15 protein-coding genes are annotated in these 18,756 nt (G+C 72.3%); 4 read left to right on the top strand and 11 right to left on the bottom strand.

Annotated features, from left to right (window positions below; translation table 11 throughout):
- Window positions 1–88 precede the first annotated feature (88 nt).
- Window positions 89–1,516, bottom strand: a complete 1,428-nt coding sequence (xylB, locus tag KBX34_RS06630) for a xylulokinase (RefSeq protein WP_210923771.1) — start codon at window positions 1,514–1,516, stop codon at window positions 89–91.
- A gap of 9 nt (window positions 1,517–1,525) precedes the next feature.
- On the bottom strand, window positions 1,526–2,713 hold the full coding sequence (xylA, locus tag KBX34_RS06635; RefSeq protein WP_141910899.1) for a xylose isomerase: 1,188 nt from the start codon (window positions 2,711–2,713) through the stop codon (window positions 1,526–1,528).
- An 80-nt stretch (window positions 2,714–2,793) separates the two neighbouring features.
- Between xylA and KBX34_RS06640 the strand changes: the two genes are divergently transcribed.
- Entirely contained in the window at window positions 2,794–4,032 is a 1,239-nt protein-coding gene (locus KBX34_RS06640) for an ROK family transcriptional regulator (RefSeq protein ID WP_210794836.1), read from the top strand.
- Window positions 4,033–4,156: 124 nt separating this feature from the next.
- On the top strand, window positions 4,157–5,767 hold the full coding sequence (locus tag KBX34_RS06645) for a PP2C family protein-serine/threonine phosphatase (protein ID WP_210923773.1): 1,611 nt from the start codon (window positions 4,157–4,159) through the stop codon (window positions 5,765–5,767).
- Window positions 5,768–5,827: 60 nt separating this feature from the next.
- Here the strand turns inward: KBX34_RS06645 and KBX34_RS06650 are convergent, their stop codons facing one another.
- The gene (locus tag KBX34_RS06650) at window positions 5,828–6,475 is read right to left on the bottom strand and encodes a MarR family transcriptional regulator (protein WP_307871336.1); all 648 of its coding nucleotides are present in this window, start codon (window positions 6,473–6,475) and stop codon (window positions 5,828–5,830) included.
- Window positions 6,476–6,541: 66 nt separating this feature from the next.
- Here KBX34_RS06650 and KBX34_RS06655 point away from each other — a divergent pair, with 66 nt between their 5' ends.
- A complete protein-coding gene (locus KBX34_RS06655) occupies window positions 6,542–7,681 on the top strand; it encodes a PP2C family protein-serine/threonine phosphatase (protein WP_210923775.1) in 1,140 nt (379 codons plus the stop codon).
- A 9-nt stretch (window positions 7,682–7,690) separates the two neighbouring features.
- Here KBX34_RS06655 and KBX34_RS06660 read toward each other — a convergent pair whose 3' ends face one another.
- The 8 genes from KBX34_RS06660 to KBX34_RS06695 form a co-directional block, all read right to left on the bottom strand.
- A complete protein-coding gene (locus KBX34_RS06660; RefSeq protein ID WP_088951978.1) occupies window positions 7,691–9,172 on the bottom strand; it encodes a sugar transferase in 1,482 nt (493 codons plus the stop codon).
- A gap of 212 nt (window positions 9,173–9,384) precedes the next feature.
- The gene (locus KBX34_RS06665; RefSeq protein WP_210923777.1) at window positions 9,385–11,145 is read right to left on the bottom strand and encodes a substrate-binding domain-containing protein; all 1,761 of its coding nucleotides are present in this window, start codon (window positions 11,143–11,145) and stop codon (window positions 9,385–9,387) included.
- Between the two features lie 158 nt (window positions 11,146–11,303).
- Window positions 11,304–12,341, bottom strand: coding sequence for a lactonase family protein (locus KBX34_RS06670; protein ID WP_210794828.1), 1,038 nt, complete (start codon window positions 12,339–12,341; stop codon window positions 11,304–11,306).
- Between the two features lie 87 nt (window positions 12,342–12,428).
- Entirely contained in the window at window positions 12,429–13,031 is a 603-nt protein-coding gene (locus KBX34_RS06675) for an ATP/GTP-binding protein (RefSeq protein WP_099848118.1), read from the bottom strand.
- Window positions 13,012–13,401: a DUF742 domain-containing protein gene (locus KBX34_RS06680; RefSeq protein WP_210794826.1), complete on the bottom strand. Its 390-nt coding sequence runs from the start codon at window positions 13,399–13,401 to the stop codon at window positions 13,012–13,014. Before KBX34_RS06680 ends, KBX34_RS06675 begins: the two co-directional genes overlap by 20 nt.
- Window positions 13,391–13,813: a roadblock/LC7 domain-containing protein gene (locus KBX34_RS06685; protein ID WP_210923779.1), complete on the bottom strand. Its 423-nt coding sequence runs from the start codon at window positions 13,811–13,813 to the stop codon at window positions 13,391–13,393. The genes KBX34_RS06680 and KBX34_RS06685 overlap by 11 nt, the downstream gene beginning before the upstream one ends.
- Before the next feature lie 12 nt (window positions 13,814–13,825).
- Window positions 13,826–16,246 (bottom strand): nitrate- and nitrite sensing domain-containing protein, encoded by a 2,421-nt coding sequence (locus tag KBX34_RS06690; RefSeq protein WP_210794822.1) that lies wholly within the window; start codon window positions 16,244–16,246, stop codon window positions 13,826–13,828.
- Between the two features lie 288 nt (window positions 16,247–16,534).
- Entirely contained in the window at window positions 16,535–18,022 is a 1,488-nt protein-coding gene (locus KBX34_RS06695; RefSeq protein ID WP_088949866.1) for a catalase, read from the bottom strand.
- A gap of 138 nt (window positions 18,023–18,160) precedes the next feature.
- Here KBX34_RS06695 and KBX34_RS06700 point away from each other — a divergent pair, with 138 nt between their 5' ends.
- Entirely contained in the window at window positions 18,161–18,754 is a 594-nt protein-coding gene (locus KBX34_RS06700) for a hypothetical protein (RefSeq protein ID WP_099848125.1), read from the top strand.
- The last annotated feature ends 2 nt before the right edge of the window (window positions 18,755–18,756 follow it).

Here is an 18,756-nt window from a genome sequence, read left to right on the forward strand (position 1 = left end):
GCAGCCAACCAGACTCCGTCGAGCAGGTCGTCACGCGGGTGGGTGCCGGTCACCGTCGACCGGCACCCACCCACGTCGATCCCGACGGTCAGCGCCGGTCGAGAACCAGTCCGCGAGCCGCGGCGTACTGCTCACGCACCGCGGGGACGGGCTCGGCGGCGTACTCCTCGGTGCCCTCGACCGCCCAGACCGGCGGCGTGGGACCGCCCAGGGCGACCCAGGCGGCCTGCCGGGCGGCGCCGTCGGCGACGTACTCCCCGGCGGGCGGGACGACGACCGGGCAGCCGAAGACCTGCGGCGCGATCCGACGGACCGCGGCCGACCTGGCTCCGCCGCCGACCAGGATGACCCGGCGGGCGGTGGCACCCTGCGCGGTCAGCGCGTCCAGGCCGTCGGCGAGGGCGCAGAGCATGCCCTCCACGGCGGCCCGGGCCAGGTGCGCGGGGGTCGACGTGCGCAGGGTCAGGCCGTGCACAGCGCCGGTGGCGAGCGGACGGTTCGGCGTCCGCTCACCCTCCAGGTAGGGCACCATGACCAGCCCGTCCGCACCGGCTGGCGCGGAGAGCGCCAGCTCGGCCAGTTCGTCCAGGCTGACCCCGAGCATCGCGGCGGCGGCGTCCAGCACCCGGGCCGCGTTGAGCGTGGCGACCAGCGGCAGGAAGCGACCGGACGCGTCGGCGAAGCCCGCCACCGCACCGCTCTCGTCGGCGGCCGGCACGTCGGCGACGCTGAACACGGTGCCGGAGGTGCCGATCGAGACGATCACGTCACCGGGCCCGGCGCCGACGCCGAGCGCGGCAGCGGCGTTGTCCCCGGTGCCCGCGCCGAGCAGCGCGCCGCCCGGCCCACCCAGCACGTCGGACAGCTTTCCCGCCGACTCCGCCGGACCGAGCACCTCGGGCAGCACCAACCGCCGGCCGAAGCCCCGCTCCAGCAGGTCCAGTCGGTACTGCCCGGTGGCCGGCGACCAGTAGCTGGTGCCGCTGGCGTCACCCCGGTCGGTACGCAGCGCGTCCAGCCCCGGTGCGCCGGCCAGCCGCCAGGTCAGCCAGTCGTGCGGCAGGCAGACGGCCGCCACCTGGGCTGCCCGCTCCGGCTCGTGTGTGGCCAGCCAGCGCAGCTTGGTGAGGGTGAAGCTGGCCACCGGCACGCTTCCGGTGGCCTCGGCCCAGAACCGACGCCCGGCCGCGCCGCCGCCGGCCTCCTCGACGAGGTCGGCGGCGGCGTCGGCGGATCGGGTGTCGTTCCACAGCAGCGCCGGGCGGACCACCTGGCCGTCCTCGTCGAGGCACACCATGCCGTGCTGCTGGCCGGCGACCGAGATCGCGGCCACGTCGGCCAGCCCACCGGCCTGGTCGGCGGCACTACGCAGTGCCTGCCACCAGGCTTCCGGGTCGACCTCGGTGCCATCCGGGTGCGGCGCCCGGCCCTGCCGGAGCAGGGCACCGGTCTCCGCGTCCCGGATGACCACCTTGCAGGACTGGGTGGACGAGTCGACGCCTGCGACCAACGGCATGGCGGGGCCTCAGCGGGCGCCGAGCAGGTGCTCGACGGCGAGCTGGTTGAGCCGGACGAAGGCGAAGCCCCGGGCGGCCACCGCGTCGACGTCGACATCCTCGAACGCGGACCGGTCGGCCAGGAACTCGTCGTAGCTCTCGCCCGCGCCGAGCGTCGGCGTGTTCAGCTCGCCGACCTTGCTGGCGGCAAGTGCCTCGACGACCTCGGGGTCGGCGCGGAACGCCGCTGCCCGCTCCTTGAGCAGCAGGTAGGTGCTCATGTTGGCCGCCGCCGAGGCCCAGACACCGTCCATGTCCTCGGTGCGGGAGGGCTTGTAGTCGAAGTGCCGGGGGCCGTCGTAGGTAGGCCCGCCGTTCGGGCCGCCGTTCTCCAGGAGGTCCACCAGGGCGAACGCGTTCATCAGGTCACCGTGACCGAAGACCAGGTCCTGGTCGTACTTGATGCCACGCTGGCCGTTGAGGTCCAGGTGGAACAGCTTGCCCTGCCAGAGCGCCTGGGCGATGCCGTGGGCGTAGTTGAGCCCGGCCATCTGCTCGTGACCGACCTCCGGGTTGAGGCCCACCATCTCCGGGTGCGCCAGCTGGGAGATGAAACCGAGCGCGTGCCCGATGGTCGGCAGCAGGATGTCTCCGCGCGGCTCGTTGGGCTTGGGCTCCAGGGCGAACCGCAGGTTGTAGCCCTTGTCGATGACGTACTGGGTGAGCAGGTCCACCGCCTCGCGGTAGCGGTCCAGCGCGGCGCGGACGTCCTTGGCGACGTCGTACTCGGAGCCCTCGCGGCCACCCCACATGACGAAGGTGCTCGCGCCCAGCTCGGCGGCCAGGTCGACGTTGCGCAGCACCTTGCGCAGCGCGTACCGGCGGACGTCGCGGTCGTTGCTGGTGAAACCGCCGTCCTTGAAGATCGGGTGGGTGAAGAGGTTGGTGGTGACCATGGGAACCACGAGGCCGGTCTCGTCGAGAGCCTTGCGGAACCGGGCGATGTGCTGGTCACGGGTGGCGGCGTCGGCGCCGAACGGGATCAGGTCGTCGTCGTGGAAGGTGATGCCGTACGCGCCCAGCTCGGCGAGCCGGTGCACCGCCTCGACCGCGTCGAGCTCGGGGCGCGTCGCGTCACCGAACGGGTCGCGGGCCTGCCATCCGACGGTCCAGAGCCCGAAGGAGAACTTGTCGGCGGGAGTGGGACGGGGTGCCATGAGCGACCTCCGGGTGGTGGTGTTGTCCGCTATTTGTTCAGCCATTGAATTATTTGCTCGCCCTATGGCACTGTCAAGGGGTGAGCCTCACCCACGCCCCGGCCGGCGCAGTCCGTCAGGGCAGTCTGCGCGAGCTCAACCTCGCCCTGGTGCTCGGCCGCATCGCCGCAGCCCACCGTCCTCCGTCCCGGGCCGACCTGGCAACAGCGACCGGCCTGACCAGGGCCACCGTCTCCGCGGTGGTCGAGGACCTGCTCGCCGGCCACCTGGTCAGCGAATCCGACCCGGCGCCCCGCTCCGGCGCCGGCCGTCCGGCACGCGGGCTGGTCCTGGCCGACCAGGGGCCGGCCGGGCTCGGCCTGGAGGTCAACGTCGACTACCTGGCGGTGTGCGTGGTGGACCTCGCCGGCCAGGTCCGCCATCGCACCGTGCACCGGGCCGACCTGCGCCCGGTGGCCCCCGCCGACGCGCTGGCCCAGCTGGTCGAGATGGCCGTGGCGGCCCGCGACGACGCCACCGAGCGGGGCCTCACCCTGGTCGGGGCCGCGCTCGCGGTGCCCGGCCTGGTGGACGACGCCGGGATGGTCCGGCTCGCGCCCAACCTCGGCTGGCGCGACGTGCCCGTCCCCGCACTGCTCGCCGAGCATCCGCCGCTGGTCGAGCAGGTGCCCGGCGTGCCCGTCCTGGTCGTGGACAACGAGGCCAACCTCGCCGCGCTCGGTGAGCTGCACTCCCGGCCACCCGGCCCGTCCAGCTTCCTGCACATCTCCGGAGAGGTGGGCATCGGCGCCGGCATCGTGCTGGACGGGGCGCTGTTCCGCGGCGTGCGCGGTTGGAGCGGTGAGATCGGGCACCTTCCGGTCCACCCCGAGGGCCGTCCGTGCCGCTGCGGCGGGCAGGGCTGCCTGGAGCAGTACGCCGGCCAGGAGGCGATCGTGACCGCTGCCGGGCTGGCCCGGGCGGAGCTTCCGGCGGACACCGCGACGGCGCGGCTGGCCGAGCTGGCCGAGGCCGGCAACGCCGACGCGCTCCGGGCGCTGCACGACGCCGGAACGGCGCTCGGCGTCGCGGTGGCCGGCGTCGTGAACCTGCTCGACCTGGACACCGTGGTGCTCGGCGGCGGGTACGCGGCGCTCGCGCCCTGGCTGTGCCCTCCCGTGCTCGCCGAGATCGCCAGCCGGGTGCTGACCGCCGCCTGGTCGCCGGTCACGGTCCGGCCGTCGACGCTCGGCGCGGAGGCCGCCGCGGTGGGTGCCGCCGGCTCGGTGGTCCGCCGGATCGTCGCCCAGCCCGCCGGGTGGCTGGCCCGCTCCGGCTGATCGACACTGCGCGCTGGGCGCCTGTCGGTGCGGATCGGTATCCTTGCCCCTCAGCAACGATGCCGTGTGAGGAGTCGAGAAGCAGCATGCGCACGAGTCGTCAGACGCGAGCCGGCGTGCGGCGGTGACCACGACCCGGCGACCCAGCGGCACTCCGCTGCCAGCCGACCCGCCGTTGGCCCGCGAGCTGCTCGACGGTCTCGCCGAGGCGGTCCTCACGACGGACGAGACCGGCCGGGTCACCCTGCTCAACGCCATGGCGGCGGAGCTGCTCCCGGAGATCACCGTCGGCACCGAGCTGTCCCGCTGCCCGGTGGCGGCCCTGGCCCGGGCGGTCGCCAGCGACGCCGACCGCTTCGACGCCGACCACCGCGGCCGACGACTGCGCGGTGCCCGGCGACAGCTCGCCGGCTCCCGCTTCGCGTGGTACGTGCGCGACGCCACCGAGGAGCACGCCCGCGCCGACGCCCTGCTCGCCGAACGCTCCCGCACCGCCTTCCTCGCCCAGGCCGGCAGCCGGCTCGGGCTGTCCCTGCACCGGGACCAGGTGCTCCTGGCAACCACCACCCTCGCGGTTCCCTACCTGGCCGACGTCGCCGTGGCCCTGCCCCGACCGGCCGCGCCGGCCGAGCCGCACGCCCGCTGGATCCGGTACGCCGACGGCGAGCCCGCCCCGGTCAGCGGGCTGGCCCCGGCGACGCTGACCGACACCGTGCCCGGGCTCGCCGAGGCGCTGACCGGCGACGTCACCGAGCCGAGCCGTTGGCGCGACACCGAGCTCGCCGACCTGGCCGCCATGCTGCCGCCCGGGTTCGGCCACCCCGGCATGGTGCTGGTCAGCCCGATGCTCGGCGCCGAAGGGTCGGTCGGCGCTCTGCTGCTCGTCCGACGGGCCGGGCGGGCCGACTTCGACCCGCGCGACATCGAGCTTGCCCGGGAGTTCGCCGCCCGGGCGGGTGCCGCGCTGGCCACGGCCGACCTCCATGGCGAGCAGGCCCATCTGGCCCGGGTCCTGCAGGCCAGCCTGCTTCCGCCCGAGCTGCCCTCAGTGCCCGGCGTGACCCTGGCCGGCGGCTACCGGGCCGCCGGAGACAGCCTGCGCATCGGAGGCGACTTCTACGAGGTGTTCCCGCACCCGCGCGGCGCCCTGTTCGCGCTCGGCGACGTGTGCGGCAGGGGCGTGGGCGCAGCCGTGCTGACCGGCCGGGTCCGCCAGTCGTTGCAGACGCTGCGGCTTGTCGAGCAGCGCCCGCTGGAGCTGATCGACCTGCTCAACCGGGCGTTGTTCGATGCGCCGGACGCGGCGCGGCGCAGCCAGCTCACCACTCTGCTGCTCGGTTCCCTCCAGCGCGCGCCCGACGGGGTGGACATCCGGATCGCCGGCGGGGGCCACCCGGCACCGCTGCTGGTCACCACGGACGGCACTGTCACCCCGGTCCCGGTCGGTGGCATGCCGGTCGGGGCGCTGACGGCCCCACGGTTCGCCGAGACCCGGGTGCACCTCGACCCCGGCGACCTGCTGCTGGCGTACACCGATGGGGTGACCGAGGCGCGCGGGCCCCGCGACGGGGTGATGTTCGGTGAGGCCCGGCTGCGTGCAGCAGTCGCGGCGGCGGCCGGGCAGCCGCCGGCGGCGCTGATCGACCGGGTGCTCGGGGCGGTCGACGACTGGTTGGACGGGCAGGCCCACGACGACGTCGCGATGCTGGCCGTCTGTGCGTCGGTGCCGGCGTGAGTGGGCCCGGCCGGAATGTGCGCGACCCGCTCACGGCCGCACCAGCCCGCAGCGGCGCGATCAGGCGGTTCGCGCCACCGGTGGGCCGCCGGCCGGCCAGTCCCGGGTGGGGCCGACCGAGCGTTCCTGGTCACCCGACGAGCCGGCCCAGGCCCCACGGGTCTGCAGGCCCGGATCAGTGGGCAGAGACCGGCCACCTGGCCGGTCCGGGCCCGGCCAACCCTCCTGCTCCGCCGGCTCGCCCAGTGCCGACGTGGCGTGCGCCTGCTGACGGCGACCGACCTCGTCGAATTCCCGCATCCCGCGCAGCAGCGCGTCGCGACCCTCCGGGCTCATCCTCGCCAGCACGGCCCCGAGCTGTTCCTGACGATCCGCCCGCAGCTCGGCGAGGAGCCGGCGGGCCTCCGGGGTGAGGTGCAGCGAGATCTCCCGCCGGTCGAAGCGGCCCGGCTCGCGCTCCAGCATGCCGGCGGCGACCAGCCGGTCGCAGAGGCGACTGGCTGAGCTGAGCAACATGTCGAGCTGGGTGGCGAGCCGACGCAGGTTGATCCCGTCGGACTGTTCCACCACCATCACGGCCCGTAGCTGGGCGCCGGAGACACGACTGGCGGTCCCCTCCCGGGCAGATTCCCAGATGCCCAGCAGGCTTGCGGCCACCGCGTCCAGCGCGGCAGCCATACTCGTCTCGGGGTCCGTCGGACCGCTCACATCGGCCATGGTGGGCCGAGAATACTCCGAACCCGCTGGTGGTCGAGCTTTAGCAAGGGAGCGACGATGAGCGAACCGGTCAGTCAGGCACGGCGCGCCCTGAACCAGACACCGGCCGACCGGCTCGTCATTGGCGTCGGCGAGGTGCTCGGCCGGTCGTACGGGATCACCGACGTCGAGCTGTACCAGGTCGACTACCGGCTCGCGGAGCTCCTGCCGCTCGGCGACGGTGAGCCGATCGACAGCCCCGGGCACCCCGCCTGGCGGGCCTTCGACCACCAGTCACCGATACTCACCGACGGCAACGGGTGGTTCCCGGTCACCATGCGTGGCGAGCGCCGGGGGGTGCTGTGCCTGTCGCCCGTCCCGGACGACCCGGACGACCCGGACGTCCTCGCCGCGCTCGCCGAGATCGCCACGGCGCTCGCCCACGAGGTGGCGGCGGTATCCGCCGGCACCGACGTCTACCGGGCGGCCCGGCGCAGCCAGCGCCTCACCCTGGCCGCCGAGATGCAGTGGGACCTGCTTCCCGGCCGCAGCCGGATCCGACCCTCGTTCAGCCTGGCCGGGCAGTTGGAGCCGGCGTACACGGTGCGCGGTGACAGCTTCGACTGGTCCGACGACGGAGAGCGGCTCTGGCTGGCCACCATCAACGGCACCGGTGAGGGCGTCGCCGCCTCCCTGCTCACCTCGTTGGCCACCCATGCGCTGCGCAACGCGCGCCGGGCCGGGCTGAGCCTGGCCGACCAGGCCGCCCTCGCCGACCAGGCCATCTACGACCTGCACCGGGGCGAGCAGCACCTCTCCGCGTTGCTGATGGAGCTGGACCTGCGCTCCGGGACGATGGCCGTCGTCGACGCGGGCTCACCCCGACTGGTTCTGCTGCGCGGCGGGGACGTCACCGAGCAGCCCCTGGAGGCGCAGTTCCCGCTCGGCATGTTCGAGGCGACCGACTACCACGAGCAGAAGTTCCCGCTGGAGCGCGACGACCGGCTCTTCGTCGTCAGCGACGGAGTGCTGGAGGCCACCGGGCAGCACATGCGCTACGGCGAGACGGCACTGGACCGGTTCCTGCGCCGGACGGGGCCGATGGCGCCACTGGACGCCGTCCGGTCGCTGATCGGTGACCTGCGCGCGTTCGTGGCCGGTGACCTGGTCGACGACGCGGTGGTCGTCTGCCTGGACTGGTACGGCCCGCAACCGTGACCGGCGCGGTCAGTACGCTCCGCGGCCGTTCAGCACCGCTCCGAAGGTCTTCCAGAGGATGGTGAGGTCGGCGGCGAGGGACCAGTTCTCCACGTAGTAGAGATCGAGCCGGATGCCGTCCTCCCAGCTCAGATCCGAGCGACCGCTGACCTGCCAGAGGCCGGTCATGCCCGGCTTGACCAGCAGCCGCCGGGCCACGTCGCCGTCGTAGCGGGCCACCTCCGAGGGCAGCGGCGGGCGGGGCCCGACCATGCTCATCTGGCCCAACAGCACGTTGACGAGCTGCGGCAGCTCGTCCAGGGACCACTTGCGCAGCAACCGGCCCACCCGGGTGACCCGGGGATCGTGGCGCATCTTGAACATCAGGCCGTCGGTCTCGTTGCGAGCGGTCAGCTCGGCGAGCATGGCGTCGGCGTTGACCACCATGGTGCGGAACTTGAACACGCCGAACTCCTGCCCGCCCCGGCCGACGCGGACCTGCCGGAACAGCACCGGACCCCGACTGTCCACCTTGATGGCCAGGGCGATGAACGCGATCAGCGGCAGCAGCAACGCCAACGCCAGCGACGAGACGGACCGGTCGACGAGACCCTTCACCAGCTTGCGTGCCCCGCGGAACTCGGGGGCCTCGACGTGGATCAGCGGCAGGCCGGCGACCGGGCGGGTGTGGATCCGCGGGCCGGCGACGTCGGTCAGCGCGGGCGCCACGACCAGGTCGACGCCGGTCCCCTCCAGCTGCCAGCCGAGGCGACGCAGTCGGGTCGCGGTCAGCTCGCCCGACGCGGTCACCGCGACGGTGTCCGCGCCGATCGCGGTGGCCGCCTCCGGGATGCCCCGGAAGGACCCCACCACCGGCACGTCGCCCAACCTCTGCGCCACCGGTGCGAGCAGCGCGTCCGGAATGCACGCCCCGACCACCTGGTAACCGGCGTACGGCTCGCGGCGCAACGTGTGCACCAACTCCAACACGTGGGCGGTGTCGCCGACCACCAGCACCTTGCGGGACCACCCGGCGCCCAGCGAGCGGGCCCGGTGCAGGCGCTTGCGGGCGGCGAACCGCGCCACCTCCAGCCCGACGGTGCCCACCGCGAAGGAGATTCCGAGGAAACCCCGGGACACGCCGAAATCGGCGATGTAGCCGACGATGGCGATCGCACCGGCCAGGCGCAGGCTGGCGGAGCTGACCCGCCGGTACTCGTCCGCCCCGTAGCCGATCACCCGGTCGTCGTAGCAGCCGAGAAACTTGAGCGAGATCAGCCAGGCCAGCACCAACCCGGGGGCGACCAACACGTACGGGACGTCCGAGCCGGTCGGCTCGTCGTCGCCGAAACGGGTGACGTAGCCGACGAGCAGCGCGATGATGAGGATGGTGGTGTCCAGCACCACCAGAACCCGGACATAGGACCGTTCGTCGGCGCGCGCCACCAGACCAGCAGGACGGCCTTTCGGCCCCGCCGACGTGGCGGGGGTCAACAGTGTCGCCGCGGTCACCGGCCCTCCCACTCTGTTCAGGATGGCCCCGGCCGACGGGTCGGTCCGGAGGCGGACCGACTATGCCGGAACAGTCGACATCCTGCCTTGACAACTATGACGGCCGATTGCTTCGGACGTATTGCCGTCACTTTTCTTCAACACGGTGGCCAAAAAGGGCCTGCCACACCGGATCGACGGTACGGCAGGCCCTCTGGCGTCTGAGCGCCGGATCAGCGCGGTGCCGGCGGACGCCGGGCGATGGCGCTGAGGAAGATGCTGCCGATCTCGCTCGGGTCCTTGGTGACGAAGACGTCGCCGCCGGTCACCTTCGTGATCGACTCCAGCTCGGCCTTGCTGACGCCCTCGCCGATGCCGATCATGATGACCTGGACCGGCCGCTCCGGGTCGGCGATTTCCTTGAGCTTGGCGAGCAGCTGCTGCTGGTTGAGGCCGCTGTCGTCCTCGTTCTTGCCATCGGTGAACAGCACGATCGAGTTGACCCGGCCGGGCTGCCAGTCCTCCTGCACGGCCTGGTACGCGGCCAGCATCGTGTCGTAGAGGCCGGTGTCGCCGCTGGAGGGCTTGATCGTGGCGAGCGCCCCCTCCAGCTGGGCCCGCTGACCGGAGAGCGGTCCGATCGGGATCAGCTGTCGGTAGTCCCGGTTGCCGACCAGCTTCGTGGAGAAGGTCCACAGGCCGATCGACCAGGAGTCGTCGAAGAGGCCGAGGCCGCGGCGTGCCGCGTCCACGGTGACCTCCTCCCGGCTCCGGTTGCTGGCGGAGGGCACCGGCTCCTTCATCGAGCCGGAGACGTCGATGACGGCCAGCATCCGACCGGACTGGGTGGCGATCGACCAGCTGGAGACGACCCGCTGGATCGCAGCCGGGTCGAGGCCACCCGCGGCGGTGCCGCCGTTGGCCGGTGCGGTCGGCGCGCCGCCGGACGGGCTGGGGGCACCCTGCGGCGCCTTGAAGCCCTCACCCCAGTTGCCGTCCGGCGCGCGCAGCGACTGCGCGGCGAGCCGGTTGCGGAAGGTGGGGCTGGTGAGCAGCTCGAACAGCACCCGGGCCGCCGACGCCTTGCTCGGCTCGATGCCGGGCAGCACCGCGTACGGGTAGTCCAGCGGCATCGGCGCCGGCTCCATGTAGAGCGCGGCGAGCGGCACCGGTGGCTTCTTGCTGTTGTAGGCGATCACGTCTTCTTCGGACAGGGCCGCCGCGCCGAGACCGCTGGCGATGGAGGTCGCGTCGTTGGCGGTCGGGAAGCGGGCCAGCAGGTCGTTGCGGAGCGAGGAGCGCCCGGTGGCCAGTGCGCGGAGCGCGCCGACGGTGTTGCGCTGGGCGTCGGCTCCGCCAGCGCCGTTGGCTGCCGCCGTGAGCGACATCAGGCCGGACAGGCCTGCCGCGTCCCGGGTCGGCTCGACGATCCCGGTCCGCAGCGGCGCGCTCGTGTTGTTGACCTGCTTGAGCAGGTCGGTCCAGTTGAACTTCTTGTCCGGCCAGCCCAGCCGGGTCGCGATCGGCTCGGGCATCGCCACGACGATGGGGCTGCGCGCGATGGACGCGCCGTTGGTCGGAGCGAACGCCGTCGCGTCCTTCTTCAAGCGCAGCAACCAGGTCGAGGAGTCGGGCACCCAGACGTCAGGGCTGACGGCGGTGCCGCTGGCCTGCCCCACACCGGCCAGGACCGCACCGTGCTTCGCCGCCACCACCGCGGCCACGTCCACCGGGTCGGAGGCGGAGACGTCCACCCGGATGCAGGTGGGGCCTACCGCGGCGCCGTCCTTGACCCACTGCGACGCGGCGGCGTCCACAGCGGGGGCCAGCTCGGAGGCGACCGCCACGGCGAGCCGGATCTCGCCCGAGCAGTCGGGCTGGATCAACTCCCGATAGCCGAACCACACACCGGTCGTGACGACGAGCACCGTCGCCGTCGCGGCGGCGGCTGCTAGGTGGAGTTTCGAACGCATGCGATGGCGGCCTGCTGACACGGTGACCATCTTGCGTACAAGGTGCCCTCTCTGCCACATCCGTTCGGACTAAAGTTACGCAGGAGAAACAGTTGACCTCCATTTAGCAACACAGAGTGATGCACCGGCCCCGGGGCGTTGCCTAATCGGTGCCGCCCTCGCGTTTCGGCGGCGCAGATTCAGGGCAGCACGCACGTCGGGCTCGGCACCAGCACCGGTTCCCCGACCGCCTCCGGGACGCCGGTTTCGAAATCTCGCCGCAAAACGCGCACCATGTCTGCCCGCTCGTCGGCGACATAGACGTGCTCGCCGATCAGCGCGAAGTGCCGGGGCCACTCGCCACCGGTGTCCACTTCAGCCACCAGCTCGGGCAGATCCCCGGCCAGGGTGAAGACCGCCAGGGTCCCCACCCCCCGGTTGGCGACATAGAGGAAGCGACCGTCCGGGGCCACCGCGACCTCCGACGGCTGGACATGACCGGACCGCTCGCTGGCCTCGACCCGACCGCGCTGGTGCAACGCGCCGTCGTCGGTGAGCTCGTACGCGGTGACCGAGGCGTCCAGCTCACCGACGAGGTAGCAACGTCGTCCGTCCGGGTGTCGGGCCAGGTGCCGGGGCCCGGTGCCGGGTGCCGTACGGATGCGCGGTCCACGGGGCACCAGGCGCCCGCTCGCGTCGTCCAGGTCGTAGCGGTAGACCGAGTCGGTGCCGAGGTCCACAGCGAGGAGAGGCGCCCGGCCGGCACCCGGCGAGACCATGTGGGCGTGCGCGCCGTCCTGGCGCTCCGGGTCGGGGCCGTGCCCCTCGTGCACCACCAGGTCGGTGCGCTCGCCGGGCACGCCCTGCGCGTCGAGGGGGAAGACCGCGACGCTGCCGCTGCCGTAGTTGGCCGCCACCAGGTGACCGCCGTCGGGCAGCACCGCCAGGTGACAGGGCTCCGCACCGCCGGTCGACCGGCTGCCGAGCGGGTCCAGTCTGCCCTCCGACCCGACCCGCCAGGCGCTGACCTCGCCGTCGGTCAGCTCGTTGACCGCGTAGAGCACCGGGTGGGTGGGATGCCGCGCCAGGAAGGAGGGGGACGCGGTCACCGCAACCGTGCCGAGCGGGGTCAGCGCCCCCGTCGTCGGGTCGCGGTGTGCCGCGACGATGCCGCTGCCCCGCCCACCGCTCTGCGCGGTGTAACCCCCGATGTGGACGATCTCACCCTGACCACTCACGTCCGACTCCTCCGCTGGCGTCCCCCGCTGATCCAATCAGAGGCTGCCCGCGTTGCCCGGCCCTTAACCGGCTTTCCGGCCCGGATCTCAGGCCGTGGGCACCGGCTCCCCACGCTGCCGGGCCACATGCTCGACCAGAGAGATCAACACCATCTTTCCGGACTGCCGGTCCCGGGCGTCGCAGAGCACCATCGGCACATCCGGGTCCAGGTCGAGCGCCCGGCGTACGGTCTCCAGGTTGAACCTGCGCGAGTCGTCGAAGCAGTTCACGCCCACCACGAACGGGATGCCCCGCTGCTCGAAGTAGTCGATGGAGGGGAAGCAGTCCGCCAATCGACGGGTGTCGGCGAGCACCACCGCCCCGAGCGCACCGAAGGCCAGCTCGTCCCAGAGGAACCAGAACCGGTCCTGACCGGGGGTGCCGAACAGGTAGACCTGGAGGTCCTCGTTGATGGTGATCCGGCCGAAGTCCATCGCCACAGTGGTCGTCGACTTGCCCTCCACCCCGGAGATGTCGTCGGTGCCGATCCCGGCGCCGGTCAACACCTCCTCGGTCTGCAACGGGCGGACCTCGCTCAGGGCGCTCACCAATGTCGTCTTGCCAGCGCCGAAGCCTCCCGCGATGAGGATCTTCAGTGCCAGCGGGATCGTGGTGCTGGTGCCCACATGGTCATAGCGCACGGAGTCCACTGACCACCGCCTTGAGGATGTCGTCGTCGGGAAGGATGCCGGCGGCCGGCGGCTCGTGCACCGCGACCAGGCCTTCAGTCAGGAGATCACCGAGCAGGACCCGGACCACACCGACCGCGAGGTCCAGCTCGGCTGCCAACTCGGCCACCGACACCGGTTGGCGGGACAACGCGATCAGCCGTCGATGCTCCGGGAGCAGGTGCGGACGGCTCGCCGCGTCGACGTCCGAGCCGGCCAGCACGAACGCGACCAGGTTGAAACCGTCGACGGCGGAGCGTACCCGCCCTCGGGTGAGGGTGTACGGCCGCACCACCGGGCCGGCGTCGCTGTCCAGCCACTCGTGCTGCGGCCCGGGCGGCTCAGTCCGCATCACCGGTTCCCACCGACGATCGGGCCGGCGCGGCGAGGCTCTCCCCCACCCGGATGACCAGCATCGCCATCTCGTACGCGACCAGCCCGATATCCGCGTCGGCGTCACTCACCACCGCCAGGCAGGCGCCCTGCCCGGCGGCGGTGACGAAGAGGTACGCCGCCTCCATCTCCACCACGGTCTGGCGGACCGGGCCGCCGTCCACGTGTCGGCTGGCGCCTCGGGCCAGGCTGGAGAAGCCGGCGGCTAGGGCACAGAGGTGCTCTGCGTCGGAGCGCTCCAACTCGGCCGAGCAGCCGAGCAGCAGACCGTCGGCGGACAGCACCACCGCCTCCCGGGCGGCCGGGACCCGTTGCACCAGCTCGTCGAGCAACCAGTCGAGGCCGGCGCTCTGCTTCGTCGAATGCCGCACTAGGCGTCCCTCTCAGTCGCGGTTGGGGAGTTCGGCGGTCGTCGCCGGGTCGGTGGGGTCAGCCGTGGCCTCCGGGCCGTTCGGCGCCGCCGGGGTGATCACGGTGGCGCGTCCGCGTGCCGTGCCGGCCTGGAGGGCGGCCATCACTCGGCGGACCTCCTCCGGGGATCGGGGCGAGGGGGTGTCGCTGACGGTCGACCGGGGCTGGGCGACGGGAGCCTGGCGTCGCACCCGGCGGGGCAGGCCGTCCAGCCCGTCGTCGGTCGTCGCGGGGGTGGATTCCGGCCCCGCGTCGCCGGTCCCGTTCGGCGCGGACGGGTCCGAGGTCGACGCCCCGATGGCAGGCGCCAGGCCGCCTGCGGCAGCACCCCCGCCGGAGGCGGCCGGCGTCGCGACGGCGGCCGGAGCGGGCGGGGACTTGGCGGCGGGCGTGGACGTGGACGGGCGGGTGCGTGCGCGGGGCACGCTGCCCCGGCGTACCGGGCGCGCCAGCCGTCGGCCCGCGTCGGCCGAGGCGGCACCCAGGGTGGCCGGGTCGGGGCCGGCCGGAGGCTCGGCGGTGACGAGGTCGGTGGGGATCAGCACCACAGCGGTCATTCCACCCTTGCCGGAGGGCCGCAACCGCACCCGTACGTGGTGGCGGGCCGCCAGCCGGGCCACCACGAACAGGCCGAGTCGTGCGCTCTGCGCCGGATCGAACTCGGGTGAGCTGGCGAGTCGGATGTTGGCGGTTTCCAGCGCCGCTTCGGACATGCCCAGCCCCTGGTCGGTGATCTCCAGGGCGTACCCGTTGGCCACCTGCTCCCCGACGACGGTGACCCGGGTGTCCGGCGGGGAGAAGGCGGTGGCGTTCTCGACCAGCTCGGCGATCAGGTGGATGACGTCGCCGACGGCCCGGCCCAGCACTCCGGCCGGCTGCACGGCGGTGATGTCCACCCGGTCGTACGCCTCGACCTCGGAGATCGCGCCGCGGATCAGGTCGACCATCGCGACGGGGTTTCGCCACCCGCGGCCGGGCGCGGAGCCGGCGAGGATGACCAGGTCCTCGGCGTGCCGGCGGAGTCGGGTCGCCAGGTGGTCGACCTGGAACAGCTCAGCCAACTCGTCCGGGTCCTCCGCGCGCCGCTCCATCCGGTCGAGCAGGTGCAGCTGACGGTGCACCAGGCTCTGGCTCCGTCGGGCGATGTTGAGGAAGACCTCGTTGAGCCCGCGACGCAGGGTGACCTCGTCCACCGCGGCCTGGACGGCGGTGCGCTGCACCTCGGTGAAGGCGCGCCCGACCTCGCCGATCTCGTCGTTGCCGTATTCCAGCGGTGGCGCCTCCCGGGCGACGTCGACCTGCTCACCTCTGCGCAGTCGGGCCACCACGTCCGGCAGCCGGTGCTCGGCCAGCTCCAGCGCGGCGGTGCGGACGCCGCTGAGCCGTCGGACCAGGGTGCGGCCGACCCGCACCGCCACCAGCACCGAGATCACCACGGCGGCGAGTCCGAGCACCCCGGCGGCGGCCAGCCGGATCAGGATCCGGACCGCCATCGGCACCGAACGGTCGGTGAGACCGTCGGCCTCGGCCAGTTCGAAGTCACGCAGCTGCTGCTGCACGGCGTCGTGGCTGGCCTGCCAGGACGCCGCGTCCACCGGCGGCCGGCCGGGCCGGTTGGCCGCGACCAATGCGTCCTGCATGGCGCGCAGACTGGTGAACGCCGGGCTCTCGGTCAGTCGCTGGTACGCGACGCGCCCGGCCTCGGGCAGGTCGGCCACGGCGCTCTCGGTGAGCCACCGCTGGTTGCCGATGGACTGCACGAGCTGGGCGTGTTCCCCGTCGGCGAAGCGGCCGACGGTCAGTACGCCGGCCAGCATGGCGTCGGTCTGGCCGAGCAGCTCCCGGGATCGGCCCAGCGCGGTGAGCGCCAGCGCCTGCCGGTTGAGGTCGGGATCGGACAGGGTGGCCATCGCGGAGAACGCCTGGAAGGCCGCTGTGACCATGCCGCTGTAGAGACCGATCGCGCCGGGGCGGTCCATCATCCGGTCGTCGATGAAGTCCCGGCCGGTCGGCAGCGCCGCCAGAGCGGTGACCAGCCGGTCGACGCGGTCCTCCAGCAGGTCGTCGGCGGCGTCGCGCAGCGCCTCTCCGTCGACCCGGCGGCGCAGCTCGGCGACCGCGCGATCGGTGCGCTGACGTTGCTCGGCCAGGGCCGGCAGATCGGCGCTGCCAGCGAGCTGCACCACCGAGAGGCGGCGTTCCCGCTGCAACTCGGTGACCACCGCCTCGCCGGGGCGGCCCAGGTCGTACAGCAGGGTGCGGGCGGAGAGCAGATTGAGGGCCGGCCCGAAGGTCAACGTGGTCGCGAAGATCCACAACGCCAGGAGCGCGCTCACCGGCGCGACGACCAGGGCGGTCAGCTTCGAGCGGATCGGCCAGTCGCGGGTTCTCATCAGACCTCGCCCGTACAGGGGTGGCAGGAGGGGTGCCGGCACCGCCGGGCAACGCGTCGGCCGGTTGCGTGCCCGGCGTCGACGTCGGGCACCAGCGCGGGCGCCTTGGGCAGGATACGTAATCAGGGGCGGTTGCACTACCGCCCGTCGCCTCGGGATCGACGCTCCGAGACGCGCGGCGTCGAGATCGACGCTCCGAGACGCGCCGCGTCGGAGGCTGTGCCCTGCGGGCAGACGGCGAACGCCCCGCTGGCGGACCGGCGGGGCGTTCGTCGTGCTGGGGGCGGGTCAGGCGTTGTCGGCGATGCCGAGGCCCTCGGCGACCCGCCGGCCGTAGGCGTCGTCGCACTGGCTGAAGTGCCAGACCATCTTCTCCTGGATCTGCTTGTCGCACTGACCCAACAGGTTGATCATGTTTTTCACCAGGTCGTCGCGCTCCCACTGCGGCATGGTGCGGAAGCGCTCACCGGCCTGGGCGTAGTTGTTCTGCCGCTCGATCGGCGCCCGCATGACCCGGCCCGAGACGAACGGCTGGTATTCCCGGTACGACTCGTCAGCCTGCTGCAGACCGGCCACCGAGGACGGCTCGAAGTTGATGTGAGGGTTGCCGCCCCGGCTGTCCACCCCGTACGCCATTTGACCACCGTCCTGATTGGTGTTCACCTGGACGTCCTCGCGGGGGGCGTTGATCGGCAACTGGAGGTAGTTCGGGCCGACCCGGTAACGCTGGGTGTCCGAGTAGGAGAAGGTGCGCCCGACCAGCATCTTGTCGTCGGAGAAGTCGAGGCCGTCGACCAGCACGCCGGTGCCGAACGCGATCTGCTCGTTCTCGTTGTGGAAGTTGCCGACGTTGCGGTTGAGGGTCATCAGGCCGACCGGAAGCAGCGGGAACACGTCCTCGGGCCAGGTCTTGGTGTCGTCCAACGGGTCGAAGTCCAGCTCCGGGTGCTCGTCGTCGCTCATGAGCTGGACGTTCAGCTCCCACTGCGGGTATTCGCCGCGCTCGATCGCCTCGTAGAGGTCCTTGGAGGCGTGGCCCAACTCGCGCGCCTGGATGGCGGCGGCCTGCTCCTCGGTCAGCGACTCGATGCCCTGCCGCGACTTCCAGTGGTACTTGACCAGCACGCCCTCGCCCGCGGCGTTGACCATGCGGTACGTGTTCACGCCGAAGCCGTCCTGCGTCCGGTAGTTGGCCGGGATGCCGCGCGGGCTGAACAGCCAGGTCAGCATGTGCATCGACTCGGGAGTGTTGGACATGAAGTCGAAGATCCGGTTCGGCTCCTGCCGGAAGGTCACCGGGTCCGGCTTCAGCGAGTGGATGACGTCGGGGAACTTGATCGCGTCCCGGATGAAGAAGACCGGCAGGTTGTTGCCGACGAGGTCCCAGTTGCCGTCCTCGGTGCGGAACTTGACGGCGAAGCCACGCGGGTCGCGGGTGGCTTCGGAGGAGTCCCGCCCGCCGATGACGGTGGAGAAGCGGAGGCTGACCGGGGTCTTCGTGCCCCGGGTCTGGAACAGCTTGGCCCGGGTGTAGGTCGCGGCCGGCTCGTCGCCGATCGTCCCGTACGCCTCGAACTCGCCGTGCGCGACGAAACCGCGCGCGTGCACCACCCGCTCGGGGATCCGCTCCCGGTCGAAGTGGCTGATCTTCTCCAGGAAGTGGTAGTTCTCCAGCGTCGCGGGCCCCCGGGAGCCAACCGTCCGCTGCTGCTGGTTGTTGTGCACGGGGTGACCCTGCCGGGTGGTGAGGATCGGCTTGCTGGTCTGTGGGTGCATCACCCCACCCAACCGCCTTTTCTGGAATGAGTCAAGTTTCAGTGGGACGGTGAGCTGCGTCTCTCGTCAGGAAAGTGTCCCGAATCGGGATTGGCGATCAGTGTGCGGAGGGAATACCAGGAGACGAAGGAGGAGCCCATGTCGCCCACTCAGGTAATCGTCATCGTGCTCGTCGTCCTGGTGCTCGTCGCGGCGGCCGCCGTGGCCGTGCGGCAGCTCGGCCGTCGTCGCGCGCTGCGCAGCAAGTTCGGGCCGGAGTACGACCGGGTGGTGGCGGAGCAGGACAGCCGGTCCGCCGCGGAGCGCGAACTGCGCGATCGGGAACGCCGGCACGCCGAGCTCTCGCTCACCCCGCTCAGCCCGGAGTCCCGGGCCCGCTACAGCGCCGCCTGGGAGGAACTCCAGGTCCGCTTCATCGACTCACCCGGCGAGACCGTCGGCGACGCGGACGAACTGGTCACCCGGCTCATCGAGGAGCAGGGCTACCCGACCGGCGACTTCTCCGACCAGATCGCCCACCTCTCCGTCGAGCACGCCCGCACGCTGAGCAACTACCGGGACGCGCACGACATCCACCTGCGCAACACCCGAGGCGAGGCCAGCACCGAGGAGCTCCGGCAGGCGGTCGTCCACTACCGGGCACTCTTCGCCGACCTGCTCGGCGAGGAACCGCTCGGGCAGCACACGCCCGACCAGCCCCACCACCCGGACCACGACGCCACGAGCCGCTGAGG

The organism is Micromonospora sp. M61, assembly GCF_018070245.1.
In the GTDB taxonomy this organism is placed as follows: Bacteria; Actinomycetota; Actinomycetes; order Mycobacteriales; family Micromonosporaceae; genus Micromonospora; species Micromonospora zamorensis.